Origin of the sequence: Glutamicibacter sp. AOP12-B1-11 (genome assembly GCF_052379245.1) — a bacterium.
Classification (GTDB): Bacteria; Actinomycetota; Actinomycetes; order Actinomycetales; family Micrococcaceae; genus Glutamicibacter.
The window spans coordinates 70,955-94,119 of the sequence record NZ_JBQSYL010000004.1 but is presented as its reverse complement, the minus strand read 5'-3'; the positions used below and the strand labels follow the sequence as shown (position 1 = coordinate 94,119).

23 protein-coding genes are annotated in these 23,165 nt (G+C 63.9%); 11 read left to right on the top strand and 12 right to left on the bottom strand.

The window, feature by feature from the left end; translation table 11 throughout:
* Window positions 1-248 precede the first annotated feature (248 nt).
* Window positions 249-1,079: an SDR family NAD(P)-dependent oxidoreductase gene (locus tag ACT3UQ_RS03520; protein WP_096285170.1), complete on the top strand. Its 831-nt coding sequence runs from the start codon at window positions 249-251 to the stop codon at window positions 1,077-1,079.
* Window positions 1,080-1,245: 166 nt separating this feature from the next.
* Here ACT3UQ_RS03520 and ACT3UQ_RS03515 read toward each other — a convergent pair whose 3' ends face one another.
* Complete coding sequence (locus tag ACT3UQ_RS03515) at window positions 1,246-1,623, bottom strand: GntR family transcriptional regulator (RefSeq protein ID WP_096285172.1); 378 nt, start codon at window positions 1,621-1,623, stop codon at window positions 1,246-1,248.
* 82 nt (window positions 1,624-1,705) lie between these two features.
* On the opposite strand from ACT3UQ_RS03515, the gene ACT3UQ_RS03510 reads away from it, so the two are divergent.
* Window positions 1,706-2,359 (top strand): MBL fold metallo-hydrolase, encoded by a 654-nt coding sequence (locus ACT3UQ_RS03510; RefSeq protein WP_444636495.1) that lies wholly within the window; start codon window positions 1,706-1,708, stop codon window positions 2,357-2,359.
* Window positions 2,360-2,387: 28 nt separating this feature from the next.
* Here the strand turns inward: ACT3UQ_RS03510 and ACT3UQ_RS03505 are convergent, their stop codons facing one another.
* The gene (locus tag ACT3UQ_RS03505) at window positions 2,388-2,867 is read right to left on the bottom strand and encodes a GNAT family N-acetyltransferase (protein ID WP_444636494.1); all 480 of its coding nucleotides are present in this window, start codon (window positions 2,865-2,867) and stop codon (window positions 2,388-2,390) included.
* Window positions 2,868-2,907: 40 nt separating this feature from the next.
* A complete protein-coding gene (locus ACT3UQ_RS03500; protein WP_105568929.1) occupies window positions 2,908-3,699 on the bottom strand; it encodes a methyltransferase domain-containing protein in 792 nt (263 codons plus the stop codon).
* A gap of 77 nt (window positions 3,700-3,776) precedes the next feature.
* On the opposite strand from ACT3UQ_RS03500, the gene ACT3UQ_RS03495 reads away from it, so the two are divergent.
* Window positions 3,777-6,305, top strand: coding sequence for a DEAD/DEAH box helicase (locus tag ACT3UQ_RS03495; RefSeq protein ID WP_444636493.1), 2,529 nt, complete (start codon window positions 3,777-3,779; stop codon window positions 6,303-6,305).
* 245 nt (window positions 6,306-6,550) lie between these two features.
* The gene (locus ACT3UQ_RS03490) at window positions 6,551-6,754 is read left to right on the top strand and encodes a hypothetical protein (RefSeq protein ID WP_105552320.1); all 204 of its coding nucleotides are present in this window, start codon (window positions 6,551-6,553) and stop codon (window positions 6,752-6,754) included.
* Window positions 6,755-6,814: 60 nt separating this feature from the next.
* On the opposite strand, the gene ACT3UQ_RS03485 is transcribed toward ACT3UQ_RS03490, so the two are convergent.
* Window positions 6,815-7,819 (bottom strand): NAD-dependent epimerase/dehydratase family protein, encoded by a 1,005-nt coding sequence (locus ACT3UQ_RS03485; RefSeq protein WP_444636492.1) that lies wholly within the window; start codon window positions 7,817-7,819, stop codon window positions 6,815-6,817.
* A 150-nt stretch (window positions 7,820-7,969) separates the two neighbouring features.
* Here ACT3UQ_RS03485 and ACT3UQ_RS03480 point away from each other — a divergent pair, with 150 nt between their 5' ends.
* A complete protein-coding gene (locus tag ACT3UQ_RS03480; protein ID WP_105568926.1) occupies window positions 7,970-8,542 on the top strand; it encodes a dihydrofolate reductase family protein in 573 nt (190 codons plus the stop codon).
* Here the strand turns inward: ACT3UQ_RS03480 and ACT3UQ_RS03475 are convergent.
* A complete protein-coding gene (locus ACT3UQ_RS03475) occupies window positions 8,539-9,291 on the bottom strand; it encodes a metal-dependent hydrolase (RefSeq protein WP_105568925.1) in 753 nt (250 codons plus the stop codon). The two genes, ACT3UQ_RS03480 and ACT3UQ_RS03475, sit on opposite strands and share 4 nt — an antisense overlap.
* A 62-nt stretch (window positions 9,292-9,353) precedes the next feature.
* Between ACT3UQ_RS03475 and ACT3UQ_RS03470 the strand changes: the two genes are divergently transcribed.
* From ACT3UQ_RS03470 to ACT3UQ_RS03460, 3 genes are all read left to right on the top strand, one after another.
* Window positions 9,354-9,830 (top strand): GNAT family N-acetyltransferase, encoded by a 477-nt coding sequence (locus ACT3UQ_RS03470; RefSeq protein WP_444636491.1) that lies wholly within the window; start codon window positions 9,354-9,356, stop codon window positions 9,828-9,830.
* Window positions 9,827-11,113 carry an alpha/beta fold hydrolase gene (locus ACT3UQ_RS03465; protein WP_444636490.1) on the top strand — a complete coding sequence of 429 codons (1,287 nt, stop codon included), beginning with the start codon at window positions 9,827-9,829 and terminating at the stop codon, window positions 11,111-11,113. Before ACT3UQ_RS03470 ends, ACT3UQ_RS03465 begins: the two co-directional genes overlap by 4 nt.
* A 194-nt stretch (window positions 11,114-11,307) precedes the next feature.
* Window positions 11,308-11,979 carry a hypothetical protein gene (locus ACT3UQ_RS03460; protein WP_105568922.1) on the top strand — a complete coding sequence of 224 codons (672 nt, stop codon included), beginning with the start codon at window positions 11,308-11,310 and terminating at the stop codon, window positions 11,977-11,979.
* Between the two features lie 74 nt (window positions 11,980-12,053).
* Here the strand turns inward: ACT3UQ_RS03460 and ACT3UQ_RS03455 are convergent, their stop codons facing one another.
* The 6 genes from ACT3UQ_RS03455 to coaE form a co-directional block, all read right to left on the bottom strand.
* On the bottom strand, window positions 12,054-13,331 hold the full coding sequence (locus tag ACT3UQ_RS03455) for an MFS transporter (protein ID WP_444620551.1): 1,278 nt from the start codon (window positions 13,329-13,331) through the stop codon (window positions 12,054-12,056).
* 50 nt (window positions 13,332-13,381) lie between these two features.
* Complete coding sequence (locus ACT3UQ_RS03450; RefSeq protein ID WP_096285196.1) at window positions 13,382-13,834, bottom strand: MarR family winged helix-turn-helix transcriptional regulator; 453 nt, start codon at window positions 13,832-13,834, stop codon at window positions 13,382-13,384.
* Between the two features lie 133 nt (window positions 13,835-13,967).
* Entirely contained in the window at window positions 13,968-15,026 is a 1,059-nt protein-coding gene (locus ACT3UQ_RS03445; protein ID WP_105568920.1) for a TerC family protein, read from the bottom strand.
* A 292-nt stretch (window positions 15,027-15,318) separates the two neighbouring features.
* Window positions 15,319-17,400 carry an excinuclease ABC subunit UvrB gene (uvrB, locus tag ACT3UQ_RS03440; RefSeq protein ID WP_096285200.1) on the bottom strand — a complete coding sequence of 694 codons (2,082 nt, stop codon included), beginning with the start codon at window positions 17,398-17,400 and terminating at the stop codon, window positions 15,319-15,321.
* Window positions 17,401-17,462: 62 nt separating this feature from the next.
* Complete coding sequence (locus ACT3UQ_RS03435; RefSeq protein ID WP_105552329.1) at window positions 17,463-17,720, bottom strand: hypothetical protein; 258 nt, start codon at window positions 17,718-17,720, stop codon at window positions 17,463-17,465.
* Window positions 17,720-18,310: a dephospho-CoA kinase gene (coaE, locus tag ACT3UQ_RS03430; protein ID WP_105649596.1), complete on the bottom strand. Its 591-nt coding sequence runs from the start codon at window positions 18,308-18,310 to the stop codon at window positions 17,720-17,722. The genes ACT3UQ_RS03435 and coaE overlap by 1 nt, the downstream gene beginning before the upstream one ends.
* Before the next feature lie 26 nt (window positions 18,311-18,336).
* Here coaE and ACT3UQ_RS03425 point away from each other — a divergent pair, with 26 nt between their 5' ends.
* The 3 genes from ACT3UQ_RS03425 (at window position 18,337) to ACT3UQ_RS03415 (ending at window position 21,805) form a co-directional block, all read left to right on the top strand.
* Window positions 18,337-19,008, top strand: coding sequence for an IMPACT family protein (locus tag ACT3UQ_RS03425; protein WP_105552330.1), 672 nt, complete (start codon window positions 18,337-18,339; stop codon window positions 19,006-19,008).
* Window positions 19,005-20,123 carry a class I SAM-dependent methyltransferase gene (locus ACT3UQ_RS03420; RefSeq protein ID WP_181148235.1) on the top strand — a complete coding sequence of 373 codons (1,119 nt, stop codon included), beginning with the start codon at window positions 19,005-19,007 and terminating at the stop codon, window positions 20,121-20,123. The genes ACT3UQ_RS03425 and ACT3UQ_RS03420 overlap by 4 nt, the downstream gene beginning before the upstream one ends.
* A gap of 62 nt (window positions 20,124-20,185) precedes the next feature.
* Complete coding sequence (locus tag ACT3UQ_RS03415; protein WP_444636489.1) at window positions 20,186-21,805, top strand: HNH endonuclease signature motif containing protein; 1,620 nt, start codon at window positions 20,186-20,188, stop codon at window positions 21,803-21,805.
* Here ACT3UQ_RS03415 and ACT3UQ_RS03410 read toward each other — a convergent pair.
* Window positions 21,802-23,115, bottom strand: a complete 1,314-nt coding sequence (locus ACT3UQ_RS03410) for a hypothetical protein (protein ID WP_444636488.1) — start codon at window positions 23,113-23,115, stop codon at window positions 21,802-21,804. The genes ACT3UQ_RS03415 and ACT3UQ_RS03410 overlap by 4 nt on opposite strands.
* Window positions 23,116-23,165 lie beyond the last annotated feature (50 nt).

Sequence of the window (23,165 nt, the reverse complement as noted above, 5' to 3'; positions counted from 1 at the left end):
GGATCGAGCAGGAGAAACCAGACGATTAGGCACCAGCGTCGGCAGCGTTCATCCTCTTGGCATGTCCCCACAAAACTGCCCCGACGAGCCATGTGGCCGGCACCTCCCGGCGAAGCGCTCCAGCCCGGCCACGGAACCCTTGGCCTTCAACTAAATACGGCCACCGGCGTCCGCTGGGATGACTTGCCAGTTCGCTCGGATAATGGGAGGCTGAGCTCCCGCGCCGGCATTGAGGAAATGTATCCACCATGAGCAAAACCATTATCATCACCGGCGGCAGCGACGGCATCGGTGCGGCCGCCGCGCGCACGCTGGTTGGCCGTGGCCATCGCGTCGTCATCGTCGGGCGCTCGGAGGGCAAAACCAAAAGCATCGCCGCAGAGCTGTCTGTGCCTTACTATGTCGCGGATTTCGCGGAGCTGAACCAAGTCAGAAAGCTGGCAGATGATCTGCTGAAGGCATACCCGGAAATCAACGTGCTCGCGAATAACGCAGGCGGGATCATGGGTAAGCGAACCCAAACCGTTGATGGGCATGAAACCACTTTCCAGGTCAACCACCTTGCTCCGTTCCTGCTCACCAGCTTGCTCATGCCAGCGCTGTTTGCCGGCAAGGCAACGATTATCCAGACAGCCAGTGCGGCCGCTCGGATCTTCGGGCGGATGGATATCGAAGACCTGCAGAATACCGTGGGCTACGCCCCGCAGAAAGCCTATGGCAACGCGAAACTCGCTAACATCCTCTTCACTCAGGAATTGCAGCACCGGTTCGGACCACGAGGCGTCACTGCCGTTGCTTTCCATCCGGGTATCGTCGCCAGCAGCTTTGCCAGCGAAACTACGCATTTCATGCGGCGCATTTACCACGGGCCACTCAAACGACTATTTACGGTCACTCCCGAAAAAGGGTCAGATCAGCTTGTTTGGCTCGCGGAAGGGACTCCTGGAACGACTTTCCTGCCGGGTTCCTACTATGAATCCCGCAGGATAGCGACAAGGGTAAGTGCCGAAATGCACAACCCGAAGTTCGCAGAACAACTCTGGAAGAAGTCGGCTTCACTGCTCCGAACCGCCAACTGACAGGATTTGCCCGAGTTATCTGAGCGTGGCGCAGAATCTGCCGATGGTTCTGGTGCAGTGCGGTTTGGGCCCAACTTGCATGAACCAACCTCTAGGGACACTCAAATCGCGTTTCGGGTTAGCTCGCCTCGCACAGCCCGGTGCCCCATGGCCCGAAGGCCACTAATTAACGGGGCAGCGAGCTGAAAGCGGCGCGCAGGTATCTGACCGCGGTTTCTTCGTCCACCGACCAGGTCTGGGCAACGCGTGCCAGATCGGCTGCGGCATCGCTGACTTCTTGCTGGGCACGATCCTCGGCCGCTTGCACGATGGTTCCGTGCCGCCCGCGGGTCACGACCGCGCCCTGAGCTTCCAGCTCCTTATAGACCTTAGCCACCGTGTTCACCGCAAGATCCAGGTCACCGGCGAGCGCCCGCACCGAGGGAAGCTTGGTTCCGGGTGCCAAATCTCCACCCGCAATACGTGCCAGGATTTGCTCTCGTACCTGCTGGTACGGTGCGACAGCCGATTTCGAGTCGATACGGATGAAATCCAGATTGGCCATGGGCGCTCCATTCGGTGCAATGCTTTAGTTGATTCACTGAGCCTATCGCGTTCAAGCCAGTCGCCACCGTAGGGTAATGGGTATGAGTGAACTTCTATTAGCCGACGTCACGATTCGGTCGGTGAGCGTCTCGGAAATGAACAACAACGTTTACTTGGTCACCGAACGGGCCAGTGGCAAACAACTACTGATCGATGCGGCCGACGAAACTCCTGCGATTCTTGAACTCGTGGCCAGCGCCGCCAAGGATGGCCCCGAACCAGAGGTCGTTGGCATCGCCACGACCCATGAGCATTGGGACCACGTGCGGGCCCTGGCCGAGGTCGTCGAACGCTTCGCCGTTCCAACGTATGCAGGCGCCGAAGATATCAACGGTATCGCCAAGGAGTCCGGCGTGAAGATCAGCCACGGGCTGACCCATGGTGATCGAGTTTCCGTTGGCAAGGTGGAACTTGAGGCCATCCACCTTCGCGGGCACACCGCGGGCTCGATCGCATATGCATTGCAGGACTCCTCGGGACAGCAGGTCATCTTCAGCGGAGACAGCCTTTTCCCCGGGGGTGTAGGCAATACCTGGGAGGACCCGGAGCGCTTCGAGTCGTTGCTCAACGACGTATCCGAACGTATCTTCGAAAAGTTCCCGGATGATACCGTCGTCCTGCCCGGTCATGGTGGCTCCACCACCGTGGGCACCGAGCGCCCGCACCTCGGTGAATGGCGACAGCGCGGCTGGTAATCCATCATTTGCAGCATTGCCCATCAGGCTATGGCCCGGTGGGCAATTCTTGCAGGTAGAGCAGCATCCGCCATTCACTGCCCGGTTCGTGGTTCACAAACCCGCGGTCCTCATAAAAGCGACGAGCCTGCGCATCGTCTTCATCCACGTTGATGTGCATTTCGCTGCCCCCGCGCGCGGCCAGCTGGCGCAGGACATGATCAAGGATGGCGCCGCCGATGCCTTCGCCGCGCAGTGGAGGGCGCACATACAGCTCATCAAGCACCGCGAGCGGTCCGTCGGAATAGATGGTTGGCCGCAGGGTCACGATGGCGTGGCCCGACGGCTCAGGTGCAGGACCGGCGAGCACCGCATAACAGTGTGGGCCAGCGAGCATGCCCCGCAACCGCCTGGCTAGTATCTGCTCCGTGGGGCAGGGAGAACCGAACTCCGCATTAAAGTCAGCCTGCAGCTTTGCCAGCTGCGCGCAGTGTTCCGCCGTGGCTACGTAGGTGCGCCGCTTTTCCATGCGGCCATTGTCCTCCATGTCCAGCGCCGGCACCAGTGATTCAGCCCTGCTTGCGTGCCACCATAAAGATGCGCCGGAAGGGAAAGTTCGTCAGCTTGGCACCGTCCGGTGCCGTGAACGACGGGTAATGCTCGGCGACGGCAGCGGAATAGTCCGCTTCGAAATCCAGGTATTCGTCCTCGGGCAATGTGGCCTTGATGGGCAGCAAAGCGGTGCCTCGCACCCAGTCAAGGATCGGGCTCTCCCCCACCATCACCTGGTGGTACGTCGTCTCCCACACATTTGCCTGGAACCCTGCCTCGAGCAATAGCCGCTGGTACTCTTGTGGTTCGCCCACCACGTCTTCGTGCCGCAGCACGCCACCGAGCCTGCCCGCCCACTTCGCCCCGTCGGCCACCTGACGCATCACCGCATGGGAGGCAGCGCCGAAGTTTCCCGGCATCTGGATTGCGACGTAGGCGCCGGCCTTCAAATCACCCAACCAGTTTTTGAGCAGTTCGCGGTGTTCGGGGAGCCACTGCAGCATGGCGTTGGAAAAGAGCAGGTCGATCTCGGGTCCCGGGTGCCAGTGGCGTGCATCGAGCAGGTCGAAGCCCAGATTCGGCAGCCGCACCGCGCCGTTGGCTTGGGCGATCATCTCCGGCGAGGAATCCAATCCGGTCACCTGCGCCTGCGGCCAGGTTTCGGCCAGCAGACTCGTCTTGTCTCCCGGCCCGCAGCCCAGGTCAACGATCTGCCTAGGGGTGATTTCGCCTAGCTGACCCAGCAGGTCTTCGTAGGGTCGTCCGCGGTAATTCGCGAATTCAGCGTATTTATTCGGGTTCCACTTCATATTTCCGAGCCTAGTACCACGGCTCAGCGTTCAGCTAGCCTCCGGTCACAGTTCTCAACGGATAGGCTTAGAGCATCATGTTGCTCACCGATTACCTGCCTGCAGATGCGAAGAACGTTTCCGACGACGAGATCTACGAGTCCTTTGGCCGCTGGGTAACCACCCGCGGCATCGACCTATACCCCGCCCAGGACGAGGCTTCGATGGCCTTGGCCGCCGGAAGCAACGTCATTTTGGCGACGCCCACCGGCTCGGGCAAGTCGCTGGTCGCCATTGCCGCGCACTTCTACGCGATGTCCCGCGACCAGATCAGCTTCTATACCGCCCCGATCAAGGCCCTGGTCTCGGAGAAGTTCTTCGACCTGTGCAAGATCTTCGGGGCCGAAAACGTCGGCATGGTCACCGGCGACTCCTCGGTGAATGCCGACGCGCCGATCATCTGCTGCACCGCCGAGATCTTGGCAAACATCGCCCTGCGCGAAGGCTCGCGCGCGGATGCCGGGGTGGTCATCATGGACGAGTTCCACTTCTATGCAGATCCACAGCGCGGCTGGGCCTGGCAATTGCCGCTCATCGAGCTGCCGCAGTCGCAGTTCCTGCTGATGAGCGCCACCCTGGGCGACGTGAGCCGTTTCGAGAAGGAACTTGAAGACCGCACCGGAAAAACCACCGTGACGGTGGCGCACTCCGAGCGTCCCATCCCGCTGCACTTCTACTACTCGATGGAACCGGTTCAGGAAGCCGTCGAGGAACTGATCAAAACCCAGCAGGTCCCGATCTACATCGTGCACTTCTCCCAGCTGGACGCGATCGATCGCGCCACCGGCTTGATGAGCGTCAACGTGTGCACCCGCGAGGAAAAGGACCGCATCGCCGAGCTGGTGGCCGGATTCCGCTTCGCGGCAGGGTTCGGCAAGACGCTGAACCGGCTGGTGCGCCACGGCATCGGCGTGCACCACGCCGGCATGCTGCCCAAGTACCGCCGGCTGGTCGAGCAGCTGGCCCAGGCCGGGCTGCTGAAGGTCATCTGCGGTACCGACACCCTGGGCGTGGGCATCAACGTGCCCATCCGCACGGTGCTGATCACCGCGCTGTCCAAGTTCGACGGCACCCGTACCCGCACCCTCAACGCCCGCGAGTTCCATCAGATTGCCGGCCGCGCCGGGCGCGCCGGCTTCGACACCGCCGGCACCGTGCTGGTCCAGGCTCCCGAGCATGCGATCGAGAACCACAAGGCCATGGAAAAGGCCCTGAAGAAGCACGGTGAGGGCTCCTCAAAGCTCAAGCAGATCCCGAAGAAGAAGCCGCCGCAGAACTTCGTCACCTGGGGCGAGAAGACCTACGACAAGATCGTGCATGCCGATCCGGAGACGCTGAAGTCCTCCTTCCAGGTCTCCCACTCGATGCTGCTGAACCTGCTCGAACGCGAGGACAATGCCTTCGAGGCGGCCATGCGCCTGCTCACCGAGAACCATGAGACCCCCGCCTCACAGCGCAAGCTGAAGCTGCGCGCCCTGGGCATTCTGCGCGAGCTGATCGCCACCGGCGTGGTGGTGCGGCGCGCGGAACCCGATGAATACGGCAACTACTACGAGCTGACCGTGCACCTGCAGCAGAACTTCGCGCTGAACCAGCCGCTGTCGCCATTTGCCCTGGCGGCCCTGGAACTCTTCGAACCAGAATCCCCCAGCTACGCGTTGGATGTCGTCTCGGTGATCGAGGCGACCTTGGAGAAGCCGCGCCAGGTGCTTTCGGGCCAGGAGAAGAAGGCCCGCGGCGAGGCAATTGCCGCGATGAAGGCCGAAGGCCTGGACTACGACGCGCGCATGGCGGCCCTGGATGAGGTCACCTACCCGCAGCCGCTGGCGGAGAAGCTCGAGGCGGCCTTCGAGCAGTACCGTTCCGGTGCCCCCTGGTTGGCGGACTTCGAGCTTCAGCCCAAGTCCGTCGTGCGCGACATGTACGAACGCGCCATGGGCTTCTCGGACTTCGTCCAGTACTACCAGCTGGCTCGCTCCGAAGGTGTGCTGCTGCGCTACCTCACCGATGCGTACAAGGCCCTGCGCCAGACCGTCCCGCAGGATTCGCTGCGCGAAGACCTCGAAGACCTCATCGAATGGCTGGGCGAATTGATCCGCCAGATTGACTCTTCGCTGCTCGACGAATGGGAGGAGCTCTCGCGCGGCGAGCTGCACGAAGAAACCGAGATCACTCCCCCTGCCCCGGAGAGGCTCACCACGAATATGCGTGCCTTCCGCGTGATGGTTCGCAACGAGATGTTCCGCCGGGTCAAGCTCTTCGCCGATGAACAAGATCAGGCCTTGGGCGAACTCGATGGGCATAGCGGTTTTGCTGCCGATGACTGGGCCGAGGCCATGGATGACTACTTCGAGGAACACGAGGACATCGATGACGGCCCGAACGGCCGCGGCTCGAACCTATTTGTGGTCACCGAGAAGCCGAACCGGATCTGGGAGGTCCGCCAGATCTTCGCCGATCCGGAAGAGCACCATGACTGGGGAATCAACGCCACCATCTCCTTGGACGACTCCGATGAACTCGGCGCCCCGGTAGTCACGGTCACCGCGGTCGGTCGGATGGACTAGTTCTTCGCGGCAGTCGATTGCCTTGCCTTTCGCTCACCTAGTGGCGGTTGTCATGTACCTGATGCAGGTGCATGAGAACCGCCACTTTTATAGCAGCAAGGTTTTTCCATATCTCCTAGTCCGGCCGGCTATCAGATAGCTCTAGCGGGTACTTGCCCACGGTCAAACGCAGCCGAAAAAAATTCGGCGGAAATTAACCTGTCACGGCTAACCTTTTGCGTGGATTCGACGGTATTGTTTGTCCCATGAATCCAATCAGGCTGCGCAAGATCGGCAGTTTCGTCATGTTCCTCGCATGGCTGAGTCTCATTAGCAATCACGCGGTGCTGTTCACCGCCGAAGGTCTGCTGGCCACGCTGCTGCAGGTGGCATTGACTGTTGCGGGTACGTGGTTGCTGTACCAGAGCTGGAAACCACGGTCCCAGGCGCAAGGGTTGCCTCAGCCCTAAACCGGCGAACCGCCCCGTCCGGGGAATAATTAAAATACGCGGTTCGCTACGGCGCGTGGCCTAGCGGCTGGTTCCGCGCGCGGCGGCGGCCAAATTTTCCAGGACGCCTACCTCCTCTTCACGACTCAGACCGGTCCGTGCGCGGTCTGTTCCGTTGAGCCATTGAAGCGTGTCAAGACTAGTCCGCGCTAAGGACCGGGTGCGCAGCCCCGCTTGCCGAGCCGGACGATGATCGCGATCAAGCATGCCGGCCACCGCCGGATCCGGAAGCCACAGCGGAAGCGAGCGTTCCCCGCTCCATGGCACCACGCCCTGCTCGTGCAGCGACGCAGCATCGGCCCAGTGCACCCTTGGCTCGCCTTCCAGCGCCTCGAAGATCTGCGCGATGAATTCGCGGCGCGAAGTTGCCGGGCCCACCGCGTCAAAGGTTCCGGTGGATTTATTCTCGGCGAGCTCGATGAGCCAGGTTGCCAGATCGCGCGCGTCCAGTACCTGCACCGGGTCTTCGGCGGCAAGCGGCACCAATAGTTCCAAGCCGTCCGCTAGGCTGCGCGCCGCATGCTCCGGCCAATAACTGAACCTGCCGGTGGGATCCTCGGGCCCGATGAGCAGTCCCGGCCGGATGATCGCGGCCGGCGCGTGAAGTTCTCCAATGAGTTGCTCGCAGGCAACCTTCATCGCCCCATAGGATTCGGCCGTTGATTGCCCGCCGTCGCTTTCCAGCGGTTCGAATAGTTTGGTGTCGGCTGGTGTTCCGCCGGGGTGCGACAGATCGGCATACACGGAGATGGTGGACACGAAGACCCAATGATCGGCGCGGAGCTCTTGCGTGGCCCGGCGTACGTGCGCCGGGGTTCGCGAGACATCGATCACCGCGTCGAATTGCCCGGCGGTGAGTTCGACTGGCGCCGGCTCGTTCCGGTCCCAATAAATGAACTCGCAGCCCTGCGGAGCCACCCCGCTTTCCCCGCGGGCCGCGCAAGTGACCCGGTGCCCGGCATCCGACGCGAATTGGGCAACGTACTGCGATAGGAACATCGTTCCGCCAAGCACAAGAAGTTTCATGCTCCCAAGTACAGCAGTGGCAGAGGCCACAACAAAGGGCTTTCACTCTGGGCACACCGCCCAGGCCCGGTTCCCTAGCGGCCGTATTCCGTGCGTGTTAGCATGTGAAAATTACCGGGCCGAGAACCGGTTCGAAGAAGGGTGTGCGCGATGGGTCGAAAGCTTGTTTACTATGTGGCGGTGAGCCTGGATGGTTATATCGCGGCGCCCGATGGCGGTTTTGCGGCGTTTCCCACCGAGGGAGACCACATGCAACCGATCCTTGGCGAATACGCCGACGCGGTACCCGCACATATTCACCAGGCCCTTGGAACCAGCGCTCCGGGTACCAAATTCGACACCGTGCTGATGGGCTGGAATACCTACAATCCCGAAATCTACGGCGGCCTCGACAGCCCCTACACCCATCTTCGGCAGATTGTGGTCTCGCGTTCCGCGCGCACGGTCCCGGAGCACATTGAACTCACCGGCGACCCGGTGGGCAAGGTACGCGAATTGAAACAGGATGCCGGGCTAGATATCTACCTTTGCGGCGGCGGGCAATTGGCCGGAGCGCTCAGCGAGGAAATCGACACGCTCATCCTCAAACGCCACCCGCTGGTCTTCGGCTCGGGAATCGCGTTGTTCGGTGCCGCCGGCTACGCCGCGTTGCCCTTTGTCCCGGTGCGCACTCGGACCTTTGATTCCGGAGTGAGCATCATCGAGTACGAGCGCACGCGCTAAGCCAAGATGATCGCTATGGCCACATAGGATGTCATCAGGCTGGCAAGGATCCATTCGGCCTTCGAACCGGTTTCGGCGAGGATCGGCAAGGCGACCCGCCCGTTAGCTTTCCAGCAGTCCCCGATGACCGGTATTCTGCGGAACCACCGCGGGGCACCGATCTTGATCGGCCACAGCAAGTTGCACCCGCCGATGGTGAGCATATCCCCCAGAATGTGCACGATCACCCCGGCGGTGACCGCCAGCGGGAACCAGGCCCGTTCGAGCGGAGCGTTCATGCCGACAAACGCCCCGGCGGCCAGGGCAATCACCCAGCACAGCAAGGGCGGCATGAATTTCACGCTTTTCACCGCGAAGGAAATCAGCAGGATCGCAAAGAGCGCTGCGCCGGGATACACCACCCCGAGCTGGGACACTTCCATCGACCACGAGTCGGCCAGCCAGGCCACAAAAATGAAGAACAAGATGCCCAGGATCGAGTGCGTCCCGTTGCGGTGGCCGCCGGCGACCTTCCCGATGATCCGCGCGAGGATATTGGAAATCGGCGGCAGGGAACGGGCGATCGTGGCGTTGTGATGGTCGGCGTCGGGCAGCAGGGCCGCCCCGGCGCAGACGATCGCCCCGGCGAGGGTTTCCCACCGCTCCATGTGCAATGCGCCGAATCCCAGGTTCACGGATCCAACGGTCACCGGAGTTGTTATTGCTAGCCATGCGGCTGCGCCGCTCATGGCGTGGTGTCCACCCATCATGGATTCCACCTTAGGACTGGTCACCGACGTTATAGCCGCACGACGGCGGTAAGCTTAAGCACATGTCACGAATCAGAGAAGCGCGCCTTGCGGACTGCCCGCGAATCCTCGACTTGATCCACGAGCTGGCGGTGTATGAAAAAGAACCAGACGCCGTGAAGAACACGGTCGCGGACTTGGAAGAACACCTCTTCGGCGAGGATCCGAAGGTCTTCACCCACGTCGCCGAGGACGAGTCCGGGCAGCTTGTCGGAATCGCGATGTGGTTCCCGACCTACTCCACCTGGGAAGGACGCCACGGCATCCACCTGGAGGATCTGTACGTGCAGGAAAGCGAGCGCGGCAAGGGCACCGGCACCGCGCTGCTCAGAACCTTGGCGCAGATCTGCGTGGCGCGCGGCTACCGCCGGCTGGAGTGGGCGGTACTTGACTGGAACGCCCCGGCGATCGCCTTCTACGATTCGATTCATTCCTCCACCATGGACGGTTGGAGCACCCGCCGCCTGGACGGCCCCGCACTAGAGGAGATGGCCCGATGATTCACTACCGCGGCATGGACGTCACCGAGCACCGCATCGAAGTCCCGCTGGAGCATGGGACCGCAGGCGGGGAGAAGATCACCGTCTTCGCCCGCGAAATCAGCACCGATGCGGGCAAGCCATGGTTGCTGTTCCTGCAGGGCGGCCCGGGCGGGAAAGCCCCGCGCCCCGGCTCCCTGTCCGGCTGGCTGGCCGAAGCGGTCAAGCACTTCCGGGTGCTGCTGCTCGATCAGCGCGGCACCGGCCTGTCCACCCCGGCGAACCACCAGACGCTGGGTTTGCGGGGCGACGCGGCCGCCCAAGCGCGCTACCTCACGCATTTCCGCGCCGACTCGATCGTGCGCGACGCCGAGGCGCTGCGTGAGCAGCTGGGCATCGAGAAGTGGAGCACCTTCGGGCAGAGCTACGGCGGGTTCTGCACGCTGACCTACCTGTCGATGTTCCCCGAATCCCTCGAACGCAGCCTGGTCACCGGCGGGCTCGCCTCCCTGGATGCCGATGCGCAGACCGTGTACCGGGCCACCTACCAGCGCATGGCCGAACGCAACCGCGAATACTTCTCCTGGTACCCGCAAGACTTCGAGACCCTGCACAGGATCTACGAGCACCTGCGGCACAATGACGACGAGCTGCTGCCCGACGGGCGCAAGGTCACGGTGCAGCTGGTGCAGATGCTCGGCATGTTCCTAGGCGGCAACACCCGCGTGCACCTGCTGCACCACGTCTTCGAGGAGGCCTTCGCACCGACTCCGGGAGGCCCCCGGCTCTCGGATGCCTTCCTGTCCGCCCTGTACGCCCAGGCCTCCTTCGCCGCCAATCCGCTCTACGCGCTGATGCACGAAACCATCTACGCCCAAGGTTCGGCGACCCAGCGGGCCGCGGAGCAGGTACTGGAGGAGTATCCGGACTTCGCCGAGCAGGCGGACACCCCGCTGCTCACCGGTGAGATGGTCTACCGCTGGCATTTCACCGAAGATCCCGCGCTGCGCCCGCTCGAAGAGGTGGCGCGGATTTTAGCCGAGCACGAACATTTCGGCCCGCTCTACGACCTCGACGTGCTCGCGCGCAACACCGTCCCGGTCGCGGCCGCCGTCTACCACGATGACGTCTATGTCGACCGCGAACTGTCCTTGCGCACCGCTTCCCAAGTCAAGGGCCTGCAACCCTGGGTCACCGAGGATTTCCACCACGACGGAATCGGCGATGACGGTCCGGCCATCTTCCGCCGGCTGCTGGCGATGACTAACGGGGAAGACCCGGAAGCCGCAGCGGCCGGCGACTGAGCACTATCGCCGGTGCTCCGCGGTGGCTAGACTGGCACACAAGCAAAGGCGCCAACCAACCTCGAAGTTGCTTGGCGCCTTCGCTTTGGCGGGCCTTGGTGCAACTGGTGTGGCGGATGCTGTTCGCGCACGCCGCGCGTGCTAGGTTTTCGCTCAAGGGCAGCTAGCCCGATATATAGGTCGAAAGGAACACTATGGGAAACAATACTAATGGTGTCGATGTTCCAGACGATCTGGTCTCGAAGGTCGAAGAATTTGACGGCATCATCGCAGCCGCACACCTGCCATACAACATGACGATCGATCGCGCCGAAGAGGACGCGTTGGTCTACAAGTTCGTCGAGTCCGAAATTGACTTCGCTCTGGTTCTGCATGGTGAAGCAATTTTCGCCACGACCTCCGCACTGGATGATTCGGACGCTGATTTCGAGCCGGTTTATACCTTCGACCCGGAGTTCCCGCTCACCGCCGAGGACTTCGCCGAACGGCTCACCGACTTCGTGAACCTGGCGCAGAATTGGCAGGAAGTTTCCGAACTGCCTTTCGTGGCCGAGCACCCCGAGTACTTCGGCCCCTCGGACAAGCCGAACAGTGTGCTGCTCTACGAGGATGGCTACCGCTACGAGCTGCTGTTCGTTGAGAACGGCGACCATTTGGTTCTGGCACGTCCCATCGATACCGAGGCCTACGAAGTGGACCCCGAAGAGGACGAAGATGAAATCCCGTTGATCTACACCAACCACCACATGCTGCACCCCACCATGGGCGGAGCATTCATCGTGATGTTGGCGGAGACCTTCGGGCTGCCGGCCGAGGAAGAGGCGCTGCTCGCGCCACTGCGCATCATCCTCACTCCGACGAACTAAGTATCAGTTAAACACGGCTGGGGCCTGAGTTACCTTAAGTGGTAAGTCAGGCCCCAGCATCGTTTTAAGCCCGGCTAGCGGGTCGAACCGGTGGGAGCCACCGTATCGGCGGCAGCTATTTCCTCGGGCCCCGTGTGCGCCCCGGCGCCGAGGTGGGACAGGTGCCCACCGAGCAGTCCCAGCACCAGGATCGAGGCGAACACGGCGGCGGCGCCGAACCAGTAGGGCGCGCCGGCCCCCATGGCCGCGGCGATCGGTCCGGCCACCGCAGGGGCGATCGCTCCTCCCAGGAAACGCACTCCCGAGTAGGTGGAGCTTGCCACGTTGCGCGGCAGCTCGGTGGCTTCCATCACCGCCTCGGTCAGCGCGGTGTTGAGGATGCCCAGCACCAGGCCGGCGACGACGATCAGCGCGATGAGCGCGCTCAGCTGCGTGTGCAACACCGCCATCGAGGCGAGCAGCAGTCCCAGCAGGCTCAGCGCGGCAAACATGATGGGGCGCAGGCCGAAACGCCGGGTCAGCAACGGGGCGACGAGCACCGAGGTGATCGCCAGCGACAGTCCCCAGCCGAAGAACACCCAACCAAGTTCCGCGGCGCCAAATTCGATTCCCTGCGTCTTGGCGGCGGCCTCCAGCGGGTAGGGCGAATAGGCCAGCAGCACGAAGAACCCGAAGTTGTACAGCACCGCGGTGAGCGCCATGGTGCGCAGGGCGGGATTCCGCAGGGCCGCAAAGCTTGCCCACGGGGAGATCTTCAGCTGGCCCGCGGGCTTGTCCGGCAAGCTGAGGAATGCGAGGATCGCGATGAGTCCGATCGCCATCAGCGAGGCGGTGCCGAAGAACGGTCCGCGCCAGGACAGGCTGCCGAGCACCCCGCCCAGCAGCGGCCCCACCGCCATGCCCACGCCCAGCGCCGCCTCGTAAAGCACGATCGCCTGCCGGCTGCCACCGCTGGCGGCGCCGACGATGGCGGCCAGGGCCGTGGAGATGAATAGCGCATTGCCCAGTCCCCAACCGGCGCGGTAGGCGAGGATCTGGTTGATCGAGCCGCTGGCCCCGGCCAGCGCGGCGAAGAGCACGATCAGCACCAGTCCGCCGAGCAGGGTCTGCTTCACGCCGATCAGCGTGGAGACCCAGCTGGTGAAGAACATCGCCAACCCGGTGATGAACAGGTAGCTGGTGAACAGCAGCATGGTTTGCGAGGCCGTGGCGTCCAGGTCTCGGCTGATCGCCGGAAGGATCGGATCGACCAGCCCGATTCCCATGAACGAGACCATGCAGGCGAAGGCGATGGCCCACACGGATTTTGGTTGGTGCAACAGCGGATTGCGCGGTTGAGTATTTTTCGTCATAAAGCCAGCTTCTGCGAATTATTAGTTGTTTTGGCAGGTGCGGCGCGGGGCTAGCGATCCAGGTTTTCGGCCAGTTCCAGCACCATGCGCTCGAGCAGCGGCAGCGCCCGGTTGAGCGTCTCCCGCTCCGGCTCGGTCATCGCTTCGATGCTGCCGGTCAACGCGTTGATCGCCCGTTGCCTATACGCCGTGAGCTCTTCTACCCCGAGCTCGGTCACCGAGACAAGCGAGGCGCGGCCGTCTTGCGGATCGGCGGCACGCTGCACCAGTCCGTCCTTTTCCAGGCGCATCACCAACCCGGTCATGCTCGGTTGGGCGATGCGCTGCTGCACGGCCAGATCCCCCACGCGCTGCGGTCCCTGCCGGTGGAGCACCGAGAGCACCCGCCATGCGGTGACCGACCGCCCGTCGCCAGCGGCCTGGCCGAGCAGCCGGGACATCGCCCCGGAAAAGAGCGTCAGGCCTCCCGCGAGGCCGGCCAGGGGATCTTCTTCGCTTGTCACAAGTACAACCTAGCAGATTTACATAGGCCACCTATGTAAATTGCGGCTTTATGTTACCCAGAGAACAGAAAACCCGCCGTATTCCATCGGTGAGGATGGAATACGGCGGGTGATTTCCCGATTCGGGTTCGGACTACTTGCCCGAGTCCTGATCGCGTTCGATCGAAGCATTGGAAGCAGCCTTTTCGGCCTCCGCAGCCTCGGCCTTGGCGGCCGCGTTGCGGCCCAATGGGGTCCAGAGCGAGAGCACCGTGGCAATAACGATGGTCGCCAGGATGACGATCAGCGACAGCGAGGTGCTGATGTCGAGCCATGGCAGGTCGATGTGCTGGCCGCCGTTGATGAACGGCAGCTCGTTCTCATGCAAGGCGTGGAATACGAGCTTGACGCCGATGAAGGCCAGGATGAAGCTCAGTGCGTGCTTCAGGAAGACCAAGCGGTTCATCAAGCCGCCAAGCAGGAAGTACAGCTGGCGCAGGCCCATCAGCGCGAAGATGTTCGCGGTGAAGACGATGAATGCCGAATCGGTCAGCCCGAAGATCGCCGGAATGGAGTCGACCGCGAACAGCAGGTCGGTCATGCCGATGGTAATGAAGACCATGACCATTGGAGTGAACAACTTCTTGCCGTTTACCACGGTGCGCAGCTTGTTGCCGTCGTACTCCTTGGCGAATGGCATCTTGCTGGTCAGCTTCTTGACCAGGCCGTTTTCGCTGCCCTCATCCTCATCGTCGTCCTTGAGCTGGTGCCAAGCGGTCCAGAGCAGGAAGGCGCCGAAGATGTAGAAGACCCAGGAGAAGTGCTCGATCATGGCCGCGCCGGCGAGAATGAAGATCGCACGCAGCACCAGTGCGATGATGATGCCGAACATCAGCACCTCTTGCTGGTACTTACGCGGCACCGCGAAGCGGGTCATGATGATGATGAAGACGAACAGGTTGTCGATGGACAACGAGTACTCGGTAATCCAGCCGGCGTAGAACTCCTGGCCGATCTGGGAGCCAGCCTGCCACCAGACAATGCCGCCGAAGATCAGCGCCAAGGTGATGTAGAAACCGACAAAAAGCCCGGCTTCCTTCATCGATGGTTCGTGCGGTCGACGCACGACGTACAACAAATCAAGCAGCAGGATGACGCACAGCGCCACCAAGGCAATGATTTCAAATTGGATAGTTAACCCTGTAGTGCCCACAGAAGAGCAGCCTTTCGTCGTAAGGGTAGGACAAAGATTCGCAAGTCTCTCCGCCGTCACAAATCAATTCGTGTTCGGCTGCTGCGCCCGGCGAAACTTCGATGGTCCGCGTGTTGACGTTCACAGCATTTGGGATACTCCCCTACGTACGAGATTCAATTGTAGCCTACAGGCGGTCTAGCGCGCGCCCCGGGCGGGGCACCCCACTGCCGCGCCACCACCCTTCCTGCACCTCCAGCGCCTGCATCCACGCTAGTCAGAGGGTACACGGACGGCGCTGATTAACATTGTGTTAAGCGTGCCCGGCGTCCTTCATCTGGCGTAGTTCCTTCTTCAGCTCCCCCACCTCGTCGCGAATGCGCGCGGCCAGCTCGAACTGCAGCTCGGCGGCCGCCGCATGCATCTGCTCGGTCATCTGCTCGATCTGCCCGAGCAGGTCCTCCGCCGGCGCGGCGGCCAGACCATCCTTGCGGATCGGCGCGGCCTTGCGCTTGGCGTCCTTGGCCAACCGGTTGTTGCTCAGCAGCTCCTGGGTGTCGGCATCCTCGCGGGCCAGCTGATCGGTGATATCGGCGATCTTCTTGCGCAACGGGGTCGGGTCGATCCCATGCTTCTCGTTGTGCGCCCGCTGGATCTCCCGGCGCCGGTTGGTTTCTTCGATGGCCTTTTCCATCGCATCGGTGACCTTGTCCGCGTACATGATCACCTGGCCGGACACGTTGCGCGCGGCACGGCCGATCGTCTGGATCAGGCTGGTCGCCGAACGCAAAAAGCCCTGCTTGTCCGCATCCAGGATCGTCACCAGCGACACCTCGGGAAGGTCCAGGCCCTCGCGCAGCAGGTTGATGCCCACCAGCACGTCGAAGGAGCCCATGCGCAATTCGCGCAGCAGCTCCACGCGGCGGATCGTATCCACATCCGAGTGCAGGTACTGCACGCGGATCTGGTGCTCGGTGAGGTAGTCGGTCAGGTCCTCGGCCATCCGCTTGGTCAGCGTGGTCACCAGCACGCGCTCATTGCGGGCCACGCGCACGCGGATCTCGTCGAGCAGGTCATCGATCTGCCCCTTGGTGGGCTTGACGATGATCTCCGGGTCGATCAGCCCGGTGGGACGGATGATCTGCTCCACGAAGCCATCGGCCTTGCCCAGCTCGTACTTGCCCGGGGTGGCCGAAAGATACACGGTCTGCCCGACGCGCTCGAGGAATTCATCCCACTTCAGCGGGCGGTTGTCCATGGCCGAGGGAAGCCGGAAGCCATGCTCCACCAGGTTGCGCTTGCGCGACATATCCCCCTCGTACATGGCGCCGATCTGCGGCACCGTCACATGCGACTCGTCGATCACCAGCAGGAAGTCATCGGGGAAATAATCGATCAGGCAGTGCGGGGCGCTGCCCGACTCGCGGCCGTCGATATGCCGTGAATAGTTCTCGATGCCGTTGCAGAAGCCCATCTGCTCCATCATTTCCAGGTCATAGGTGGTGCGCATGCGCAAGCGCTGGGCCTCGACGAGCTTATTCTGCGACTCCAGCTCCTTCAGCCGCGCCGCCAGCTCGTCTTCGATGGTCTTGATCGCCTTGTGCATGCGTTCGGCGCCGGCGACATAGTGGCTGGCCGGGAAGATGTACATTTCGGTTTCCTCGCGGATGACCTCCCCGGTCACCGGGTGCAGCGTGTAGATCGCCTCCACCTCGTCGCCGAAGAACTCGATGCGCAGCGCCTGCTCCTCGTACATCGGGATGATCTCCACGGTGTCCCCGCGCACCCGGAAGGTGCCGCGGTGGAAGTCCATGTCATTTCGGGTGTACTGCATGGCCACGAACTGGCGCAGCATCGCGTCGCGGTTCAGCTCCTCGCCCCGGCGCACCGTGACCATGCCCTCCACGTACTCCTCTGGGGTGCCCAGCCCGTAGATGCAGGACACCGTGGCGACGACGATCACGTCCCGGCGGGTGAGCAGCGAGTTGGTCGCCGAGTGGCGCAGCCGCTCGACCTCCTCGTTGACCGAGGAATCCTTTTCGATGAAGGTATCGGTCTGCGCGACATAGGCTTCGGGCTGGTAGTAGTCGTAGTAGGAGACGAAGTACTCGATCGCGTTATTCGGCATCAGCTCGCGGAATTCGTTGGCCAGCTGCGCGGCGAGCGTCTTGTTCTGCACCAGCACCAGGGTGGGGCGCTGCACCTGCTCCACCAGCCAGGCGGTGGTCGCCGACTTGCCGGTTCCGGTGGCGCCGAGCAGCACGATGTCCTTCTCGCCGCCGTTGAGCCTTTGGGTCAGCTCCGCGATGGCGGTGGGCTGATCTCCGGCGGGGGTGTATTCGCTGACGACTTCGAAGGGGGCGACGACGCGCTTGATCGGCTGTGCAAGGCTCATGCCTCCAGCATAACGAGGCGCACCGACACTCGCCTACGCTTGGGGGCATGCCGATCGCGAAATTACCTGCCGCGGCCCAGCCGGGTGCCGGTGCGCACCGCATTGCGCGCCGCGGTCCGGCGGATCTGCGCGCCGAAGAACCCAACGGTCAGCGCCGTGGCGGCGATCAGCCCGAGCAGGGCGATCCAGCCGGAGAGATACACCACCGGCGAGTAGGGGCCATTGGAGGCAACATATTCCGCCCGGCCCCCGAAGCCCAGCCAGAGCACCAGCGCGAGCGCGAAGCTCGCCAGCATCGTCCACTTCGAAATTTTCAGCATCAGCGGCGCAGTTCCTTCTCAAATAGTTCGGTCACCCGGGCGCGGAGCTCTTCGAGTGTCCCCTCATTATGCAGCAGATGATCGGCGATCTGCGCACGCTGCGCGTCGCTGGCCTGGGCGGCCATCCGGGATTCGGCATCCGCCCGGGTCCACCCGCGGTCCTCGATCATCCGGCGGATCCGCTCCGCGCGGGGGGCCTGCACGACGATGACGGTGTCAAAATCCTGCGCCTGCCCGGATTCGGCGAGCAGCGGAATGTCCTCCACCACGATCGCCTGCTGCCCCGCGGCCGCGCGCAGCTCCTGCGCCCGGGCGCGCACCAGCGGGTGCACGATCGCGTTGAGCTTGCGCCGCTGGGCCTCGTCGCCGAAGACCAGCGCACCGAGCGCCGCACGGTCCAGCGACCCGTCGGCGGCGAAAACGCCCTCCCCGAAGGCCGCCCGGATCGCCTCCAGGCCCGGCGTTCCGGGCGCAACAACCTCCCGGGCGAGCTTGTCCGCGTCGATCAGCACCGCGCCGAGTTCCACCAGACGCGCCGCCACTGCCGATTTGCCGGAAGCCACGCCGCCGGTCAGTCCCACATGGATCATGTCTACCACCCTATAAACTAAGTACGATGAACACCAACGACTCGGCCGCCACCCGCTACACCACGCTCGGCGGCGACAGCGTGCACGAGGTCGAGATCAAGCGTTCGCGCTTCATCACCTACCTCTTCCGCGTCGAATCCGAGGCCGCCGCCCGGACGCATCTCGCGGCGCTGCGCAAAACCCATTTCGACGCCCGCCACCACTGCAGCGCGTTCATCATCGGCCCGGATCGGATGACCCAGCGTTCAAACGACGACGGCGAGCCCTCGGGCACCGCCGGAATCCCGATGCTCGAGGCGCTGGCCAAACGCGATACCGGGCAGGGCGCTGACCTCTCCGATGTCCTCGCCGTCTGCGTGCGCTACTTCGGCGGCATCAAGCTCGGCGCCGGCGGCCTGGTCCGCGCCTATTCCGACTCCGTCTCCCAGGCGCTGAACCACGCGGCCCTGCGCACCCGCCAACGGCTGCGCCTCTTCGAGCTGCCCGCCGCGCATGCGCTGGCCGCCCGCTGGGAAAACGAGCTGCGCTCCGCCGGCTACCAGCTGGGCGACACGCTCTGGCGGGAGACCGACGCGGTGCTGCGTATCGGCATCAACGACGAGCCCGGTGACGCCCAGGCGCTGCGCACCGCCATCGCCACACTGACCTCCGGCGCCGGAATGCTGCGCCCGATCGACACCAGATGGGTGGACCTATGAGCCGCGAACTCCTGGCGCAGCTGCGCCGCTGGCCCGATATCGAGGCGGAGAACCTCTTCGCCGCCGATGCCGCGGACCGGCTGATCCTGGACACCGTCACGCACTGGCCGGAAACGGTGGCCGTGATCGGGGACCATTACGGCGCGCTGGCCCTCGGGGCGCTGGCCTCCGGCGCAAGCCGGGTGCAGGTGCACACCGACTCGCTGACCTCCGCGCGGGCGATCAGCGCGAACCTGCAACGGCTGGCCCCGGACTGGGCGGACCGTCTGGAATTCCGCGCGCTCGATGAGGTAGCCCGCGGCGCGACCCTGGTGCTGCTCTGCCTGCCGCGCGGGCTGGATGTGCTCGAGGAGCAGGCCGCCGCCATCGCCGCACAGTGCGACGCGCACACCATCGTGCACGCCGGCGGCATGCTCAAGCATATGAACCGCACGATGAACGAGCTGCTGGCCAAGCGCTTCGCCGCCCTGGAGGTCTCGCACGCCCGGCAGAAGGCCCGCGTGCTCACCGTGCACACCCCCTTGCCCGGGGCACCGTCGGGCGCCTACCCGCTCGCGGCCACGCATTCGGTGAACGGGACCGAATTCACCCTGCGCGCCGGGGCGGCCACCTTCGGCGCGCAACGCCTGGACCCGGGCACCCGGCTGCTGCTGGAGAACCTGCCGGAGCTCTCCGACCATGCCACGCTGCTCGATCTGGCCTGCGGCAACGGCTCCATCGGAGTCTACGCCGCGCTCACCCACCGCGCGCTGCGCGTGGACGCCTCGGATCATTCGGCCTCGGCGGTCGCCTCCACCCGGCTTTCGGCCGCCGCCAATGGGCTCGAAGGACGGATCAGCGCCGTGCAGGACGACGGCCTGGCCCGGCACCCCGCGGCCAGCGCCACGCTGGTCACGCTCAATCCGCCCTTCCACATCGGGAACACGGTCCACGCCGGCATCGCGCTGAAATTGATCGACGAGGCGGCCCGCGTGCTGGCCGAGGGCGGGATCCTGCTCTGCGTCTTCAACTCGCACCTGCGCTACCGCGGCGAGCTCGCCCGGCGCATCGGCCCCACCGAGCAGCTCGCCCGCAACTCCACCTTCACCGTCACCCGCTCCGTTCGCCGCCGCTGACCTTATCCACACCCCGGAACCCGGCCGCGCGCTTCGGACCGCGCCCCGGGCACACTGGAGCCATGAGTACGAGGATCGAGCAGACCGTCGCGGATCTGCAAGCGCAGCTGGCCGGCTCGGGGGAACTTTCCACCCCCGAGCTGCTGGCCCTGTCCTCGCTCGCCGCCGATATCCTGCCCGCCCTGCGCACCGCCAGCACCACGCTCACCGACCCGCGGGCCGCGCTGGCCCTGAGCACGCACACCGAACGGCTGGCCCATGAGGCGGTCCGCACCCAAACCCACTGCGCCCACCTGGTCGAAGCCAGCGGCGCGCACCGCTTGGACATCGCCACCCTCGACGCGCTGCGCGCGCAGGCCATCGACTACGCCACCGCCCCGGCATTCGCCGAGTCCCGCCCCAGCTACAAGGGCGCGACGGAACTCCTCGCCGCCTGGCTGAACCTCGACATTTTCGAGGCCCGCCGCCGGGTGGAGGACGCGCACCTGGTCATCTGCCAATTCGACCAGCAGGGAAACCGCTACCCGGCGCAATTCCCCCGCCTCGCCCAACGCTTCGCGACCCGCGGCGCCGACCCGCGCGAAACGCTGAGCGCCGCCCGCCGGCTGCATAAGCTCGAACCGGTTCCGGGAGAATTCGACGCACCCGGCACGGCCTGTGCGCAGGATGCCAGCGGGCAGCTGGTCGAAGAAGCCGCCGTGGAACTGCTGGAGGAGCCGGAACCGAAAACCCGGTCCAAGAAGTTGAACCAGCTGATCAAATCCGCCAAGGCCACTGCTGCCGAGCTCGAGCCGGAGTCGGCTGCCGGAATCTACCGCCAGGGTGAAAAGGATGGGCTCATCGTCTACCAGGTCCGGCTCTCCGCCTTGGACGCCGATGCCTTCGAATCGCTGCTTTCGCAGGCGGACAATCCGCGCACCGAGGCCGGCGCCGCCAGCCGCCAAGTCGAATCGGCCCACGCATCGGGCACCATCCCGGAGCACCCGGATTTCGTCTCCGACGAACAGGCCGCGGCGAGCACCTGGAACCCGCTGGTGGAGGCGACGGTCGCCCGGCGCCGACTGCAGGGGCTGATGAACCTGTTGACGGTCAATAGCCAGAAGCTCAGCCGGCTGCTGACCGCCCGCACCGCGCAGAAGCCCTCCGCGGGCACACCCGGCGAGGCGCTCGCCCCGGCGGACCTCGAGATCCCGGTGGTTCAGCCTACCATCATGGTCCATCTGACCTTGGCGGAGCTGACCGGATTGGCCAAAACCCACGGGGTGACCGACAGCGGCTTTGAAATGCGGCCCACCGACCTGAGACAGGCCCTGGCCAAAGCGAAGATCATTCCCCTGGTGCTCGGCGGCCGCGGAGAAATCCTGGACATCGGCCGCGAACAACGAAACTTCCCCAAGTACATGCGCCGGGCGATCAAAGCCAGAGACCGTGGCTGCATTGTGCCCGGTTGCACCGTGCCGCCCGAGCACTGCGAACTCCACCACATCTGGTGGTGGTCAAACGGTGGACCCACCGCGGTGTACCTGGGCTGCTGCCTGTGCACCGGGCATCATCACGACGTGCATGCCGGAGTGCTGAAGGTTGCCTCCAACGGCGGCGTCCCGCAGGTCATCCTGCCCAAATTCGTCGATCCGACGCAGACTCCGCAACGCAACAGCATCAATGCCCGCCGCGCGGCCTAGCCTACCGGGTGCCCGCAGATAAACGGCCGCTTGCTGCGCACCCGCACCGCATAGCCATCGATCCCGGCGCCAGCCAAGGAGATCCGCTCGAACTCCGGCAGTGCGGCCGGGTCAAACTGTTCGACCTGCATGGTGTTATCCGCTCCATCGCGCCAATGCAGTCCACGCGTCTGGCGTTTGCGCGGTTCCGCGGCCCGGCGCGGCAGGTAGTTCGCGGCCGCTTGGCGGCCCTGGCCGAACACCGTACGCACCTCCAAACGCACCGGCATCGAGTCCCAGCCGCTGAGCCCGGCGATCACCATCCGGTCCCCGCGCCGCACCAGACGGTCGCTGACATGCTCGCCCCAGACCCATGGCTGATCGGCCACGCGCAAGAATTCGGCGGGGCTCAAGTTATTAACCGCCGCGATCCCATGCACCCGGCAGTTATCGAGGCATTCGGCGAATTGCCCGTATTCCAGCGTCTTGGGCTCCCGGCCCGGATCCGTGCAGTCGCATCCGCCCCCGGACAGCGGCTCGGCCGGCACCACCTTGCCCACCGCGGTGAAACTCAGCGGTCCATATCCCCGGGCCAGCGGGATCTCCAGTGCAAGGTGCCCGGCCAGCCGTTGTTCGATGAACCGCACGAGCACCACGACCAGGCACAGAGCCAATGCCATGACTCCGATGACCAGGGAGTCGATGCGATCCCGATCCAGCGCGTTGACCACCTGCTTCGCATCGGTGAAAAACTGCCAGACCAGCTTCAGCAAGGGGTAGATCATCGAGCCCAGCGCCAGATACCACAACGTTTTCGGCAATTGCCGGTAGGCGTGCAACCGCGAGCGCTGCTCGGGCGGAATATCGACCGTGGAGGTTGAAAGAGCACGCCAACGACGCAACCTGGCGATAAAGCGCAGCTGATTGAACAGTCCCGTCAGCGCCAGCAGCCCGAAGAAGGCGCCGCTGCCCAGCAGCACCAGCTGCGGCACACCCACTGGCTGCAGGATCAGATACAGCGCGGCCGTCGCCGTCAAAGCCAGCCAGGGCGCGATCCGGCAGGCGGCCCACATCACCGCAACGCATGCGGCGATCACCGAGAAGGTCAGCAGTCCGCCCAGTTCGAGCTCTTCCCGATCGCGGTAGGCGAAGCGGAACAGGTAAACGTTCAACGCGATCAGCGGCAGCCAGCTCGCGAGCAGGACGATCACATTGGGGATGTCGCGCGGGATGCTGCGCCACTCTTCCTCGGTCACCGAGTAGAACGGCACAGGCTTGCTTTGCGCCGCCCGCACTCCCTCCGAGGCGTATCTCGCCTTCAACTGAGCCATTGCTTATCCTCACCGGCCTCGACTACCCGCTAACAATGATTTAGTCTATA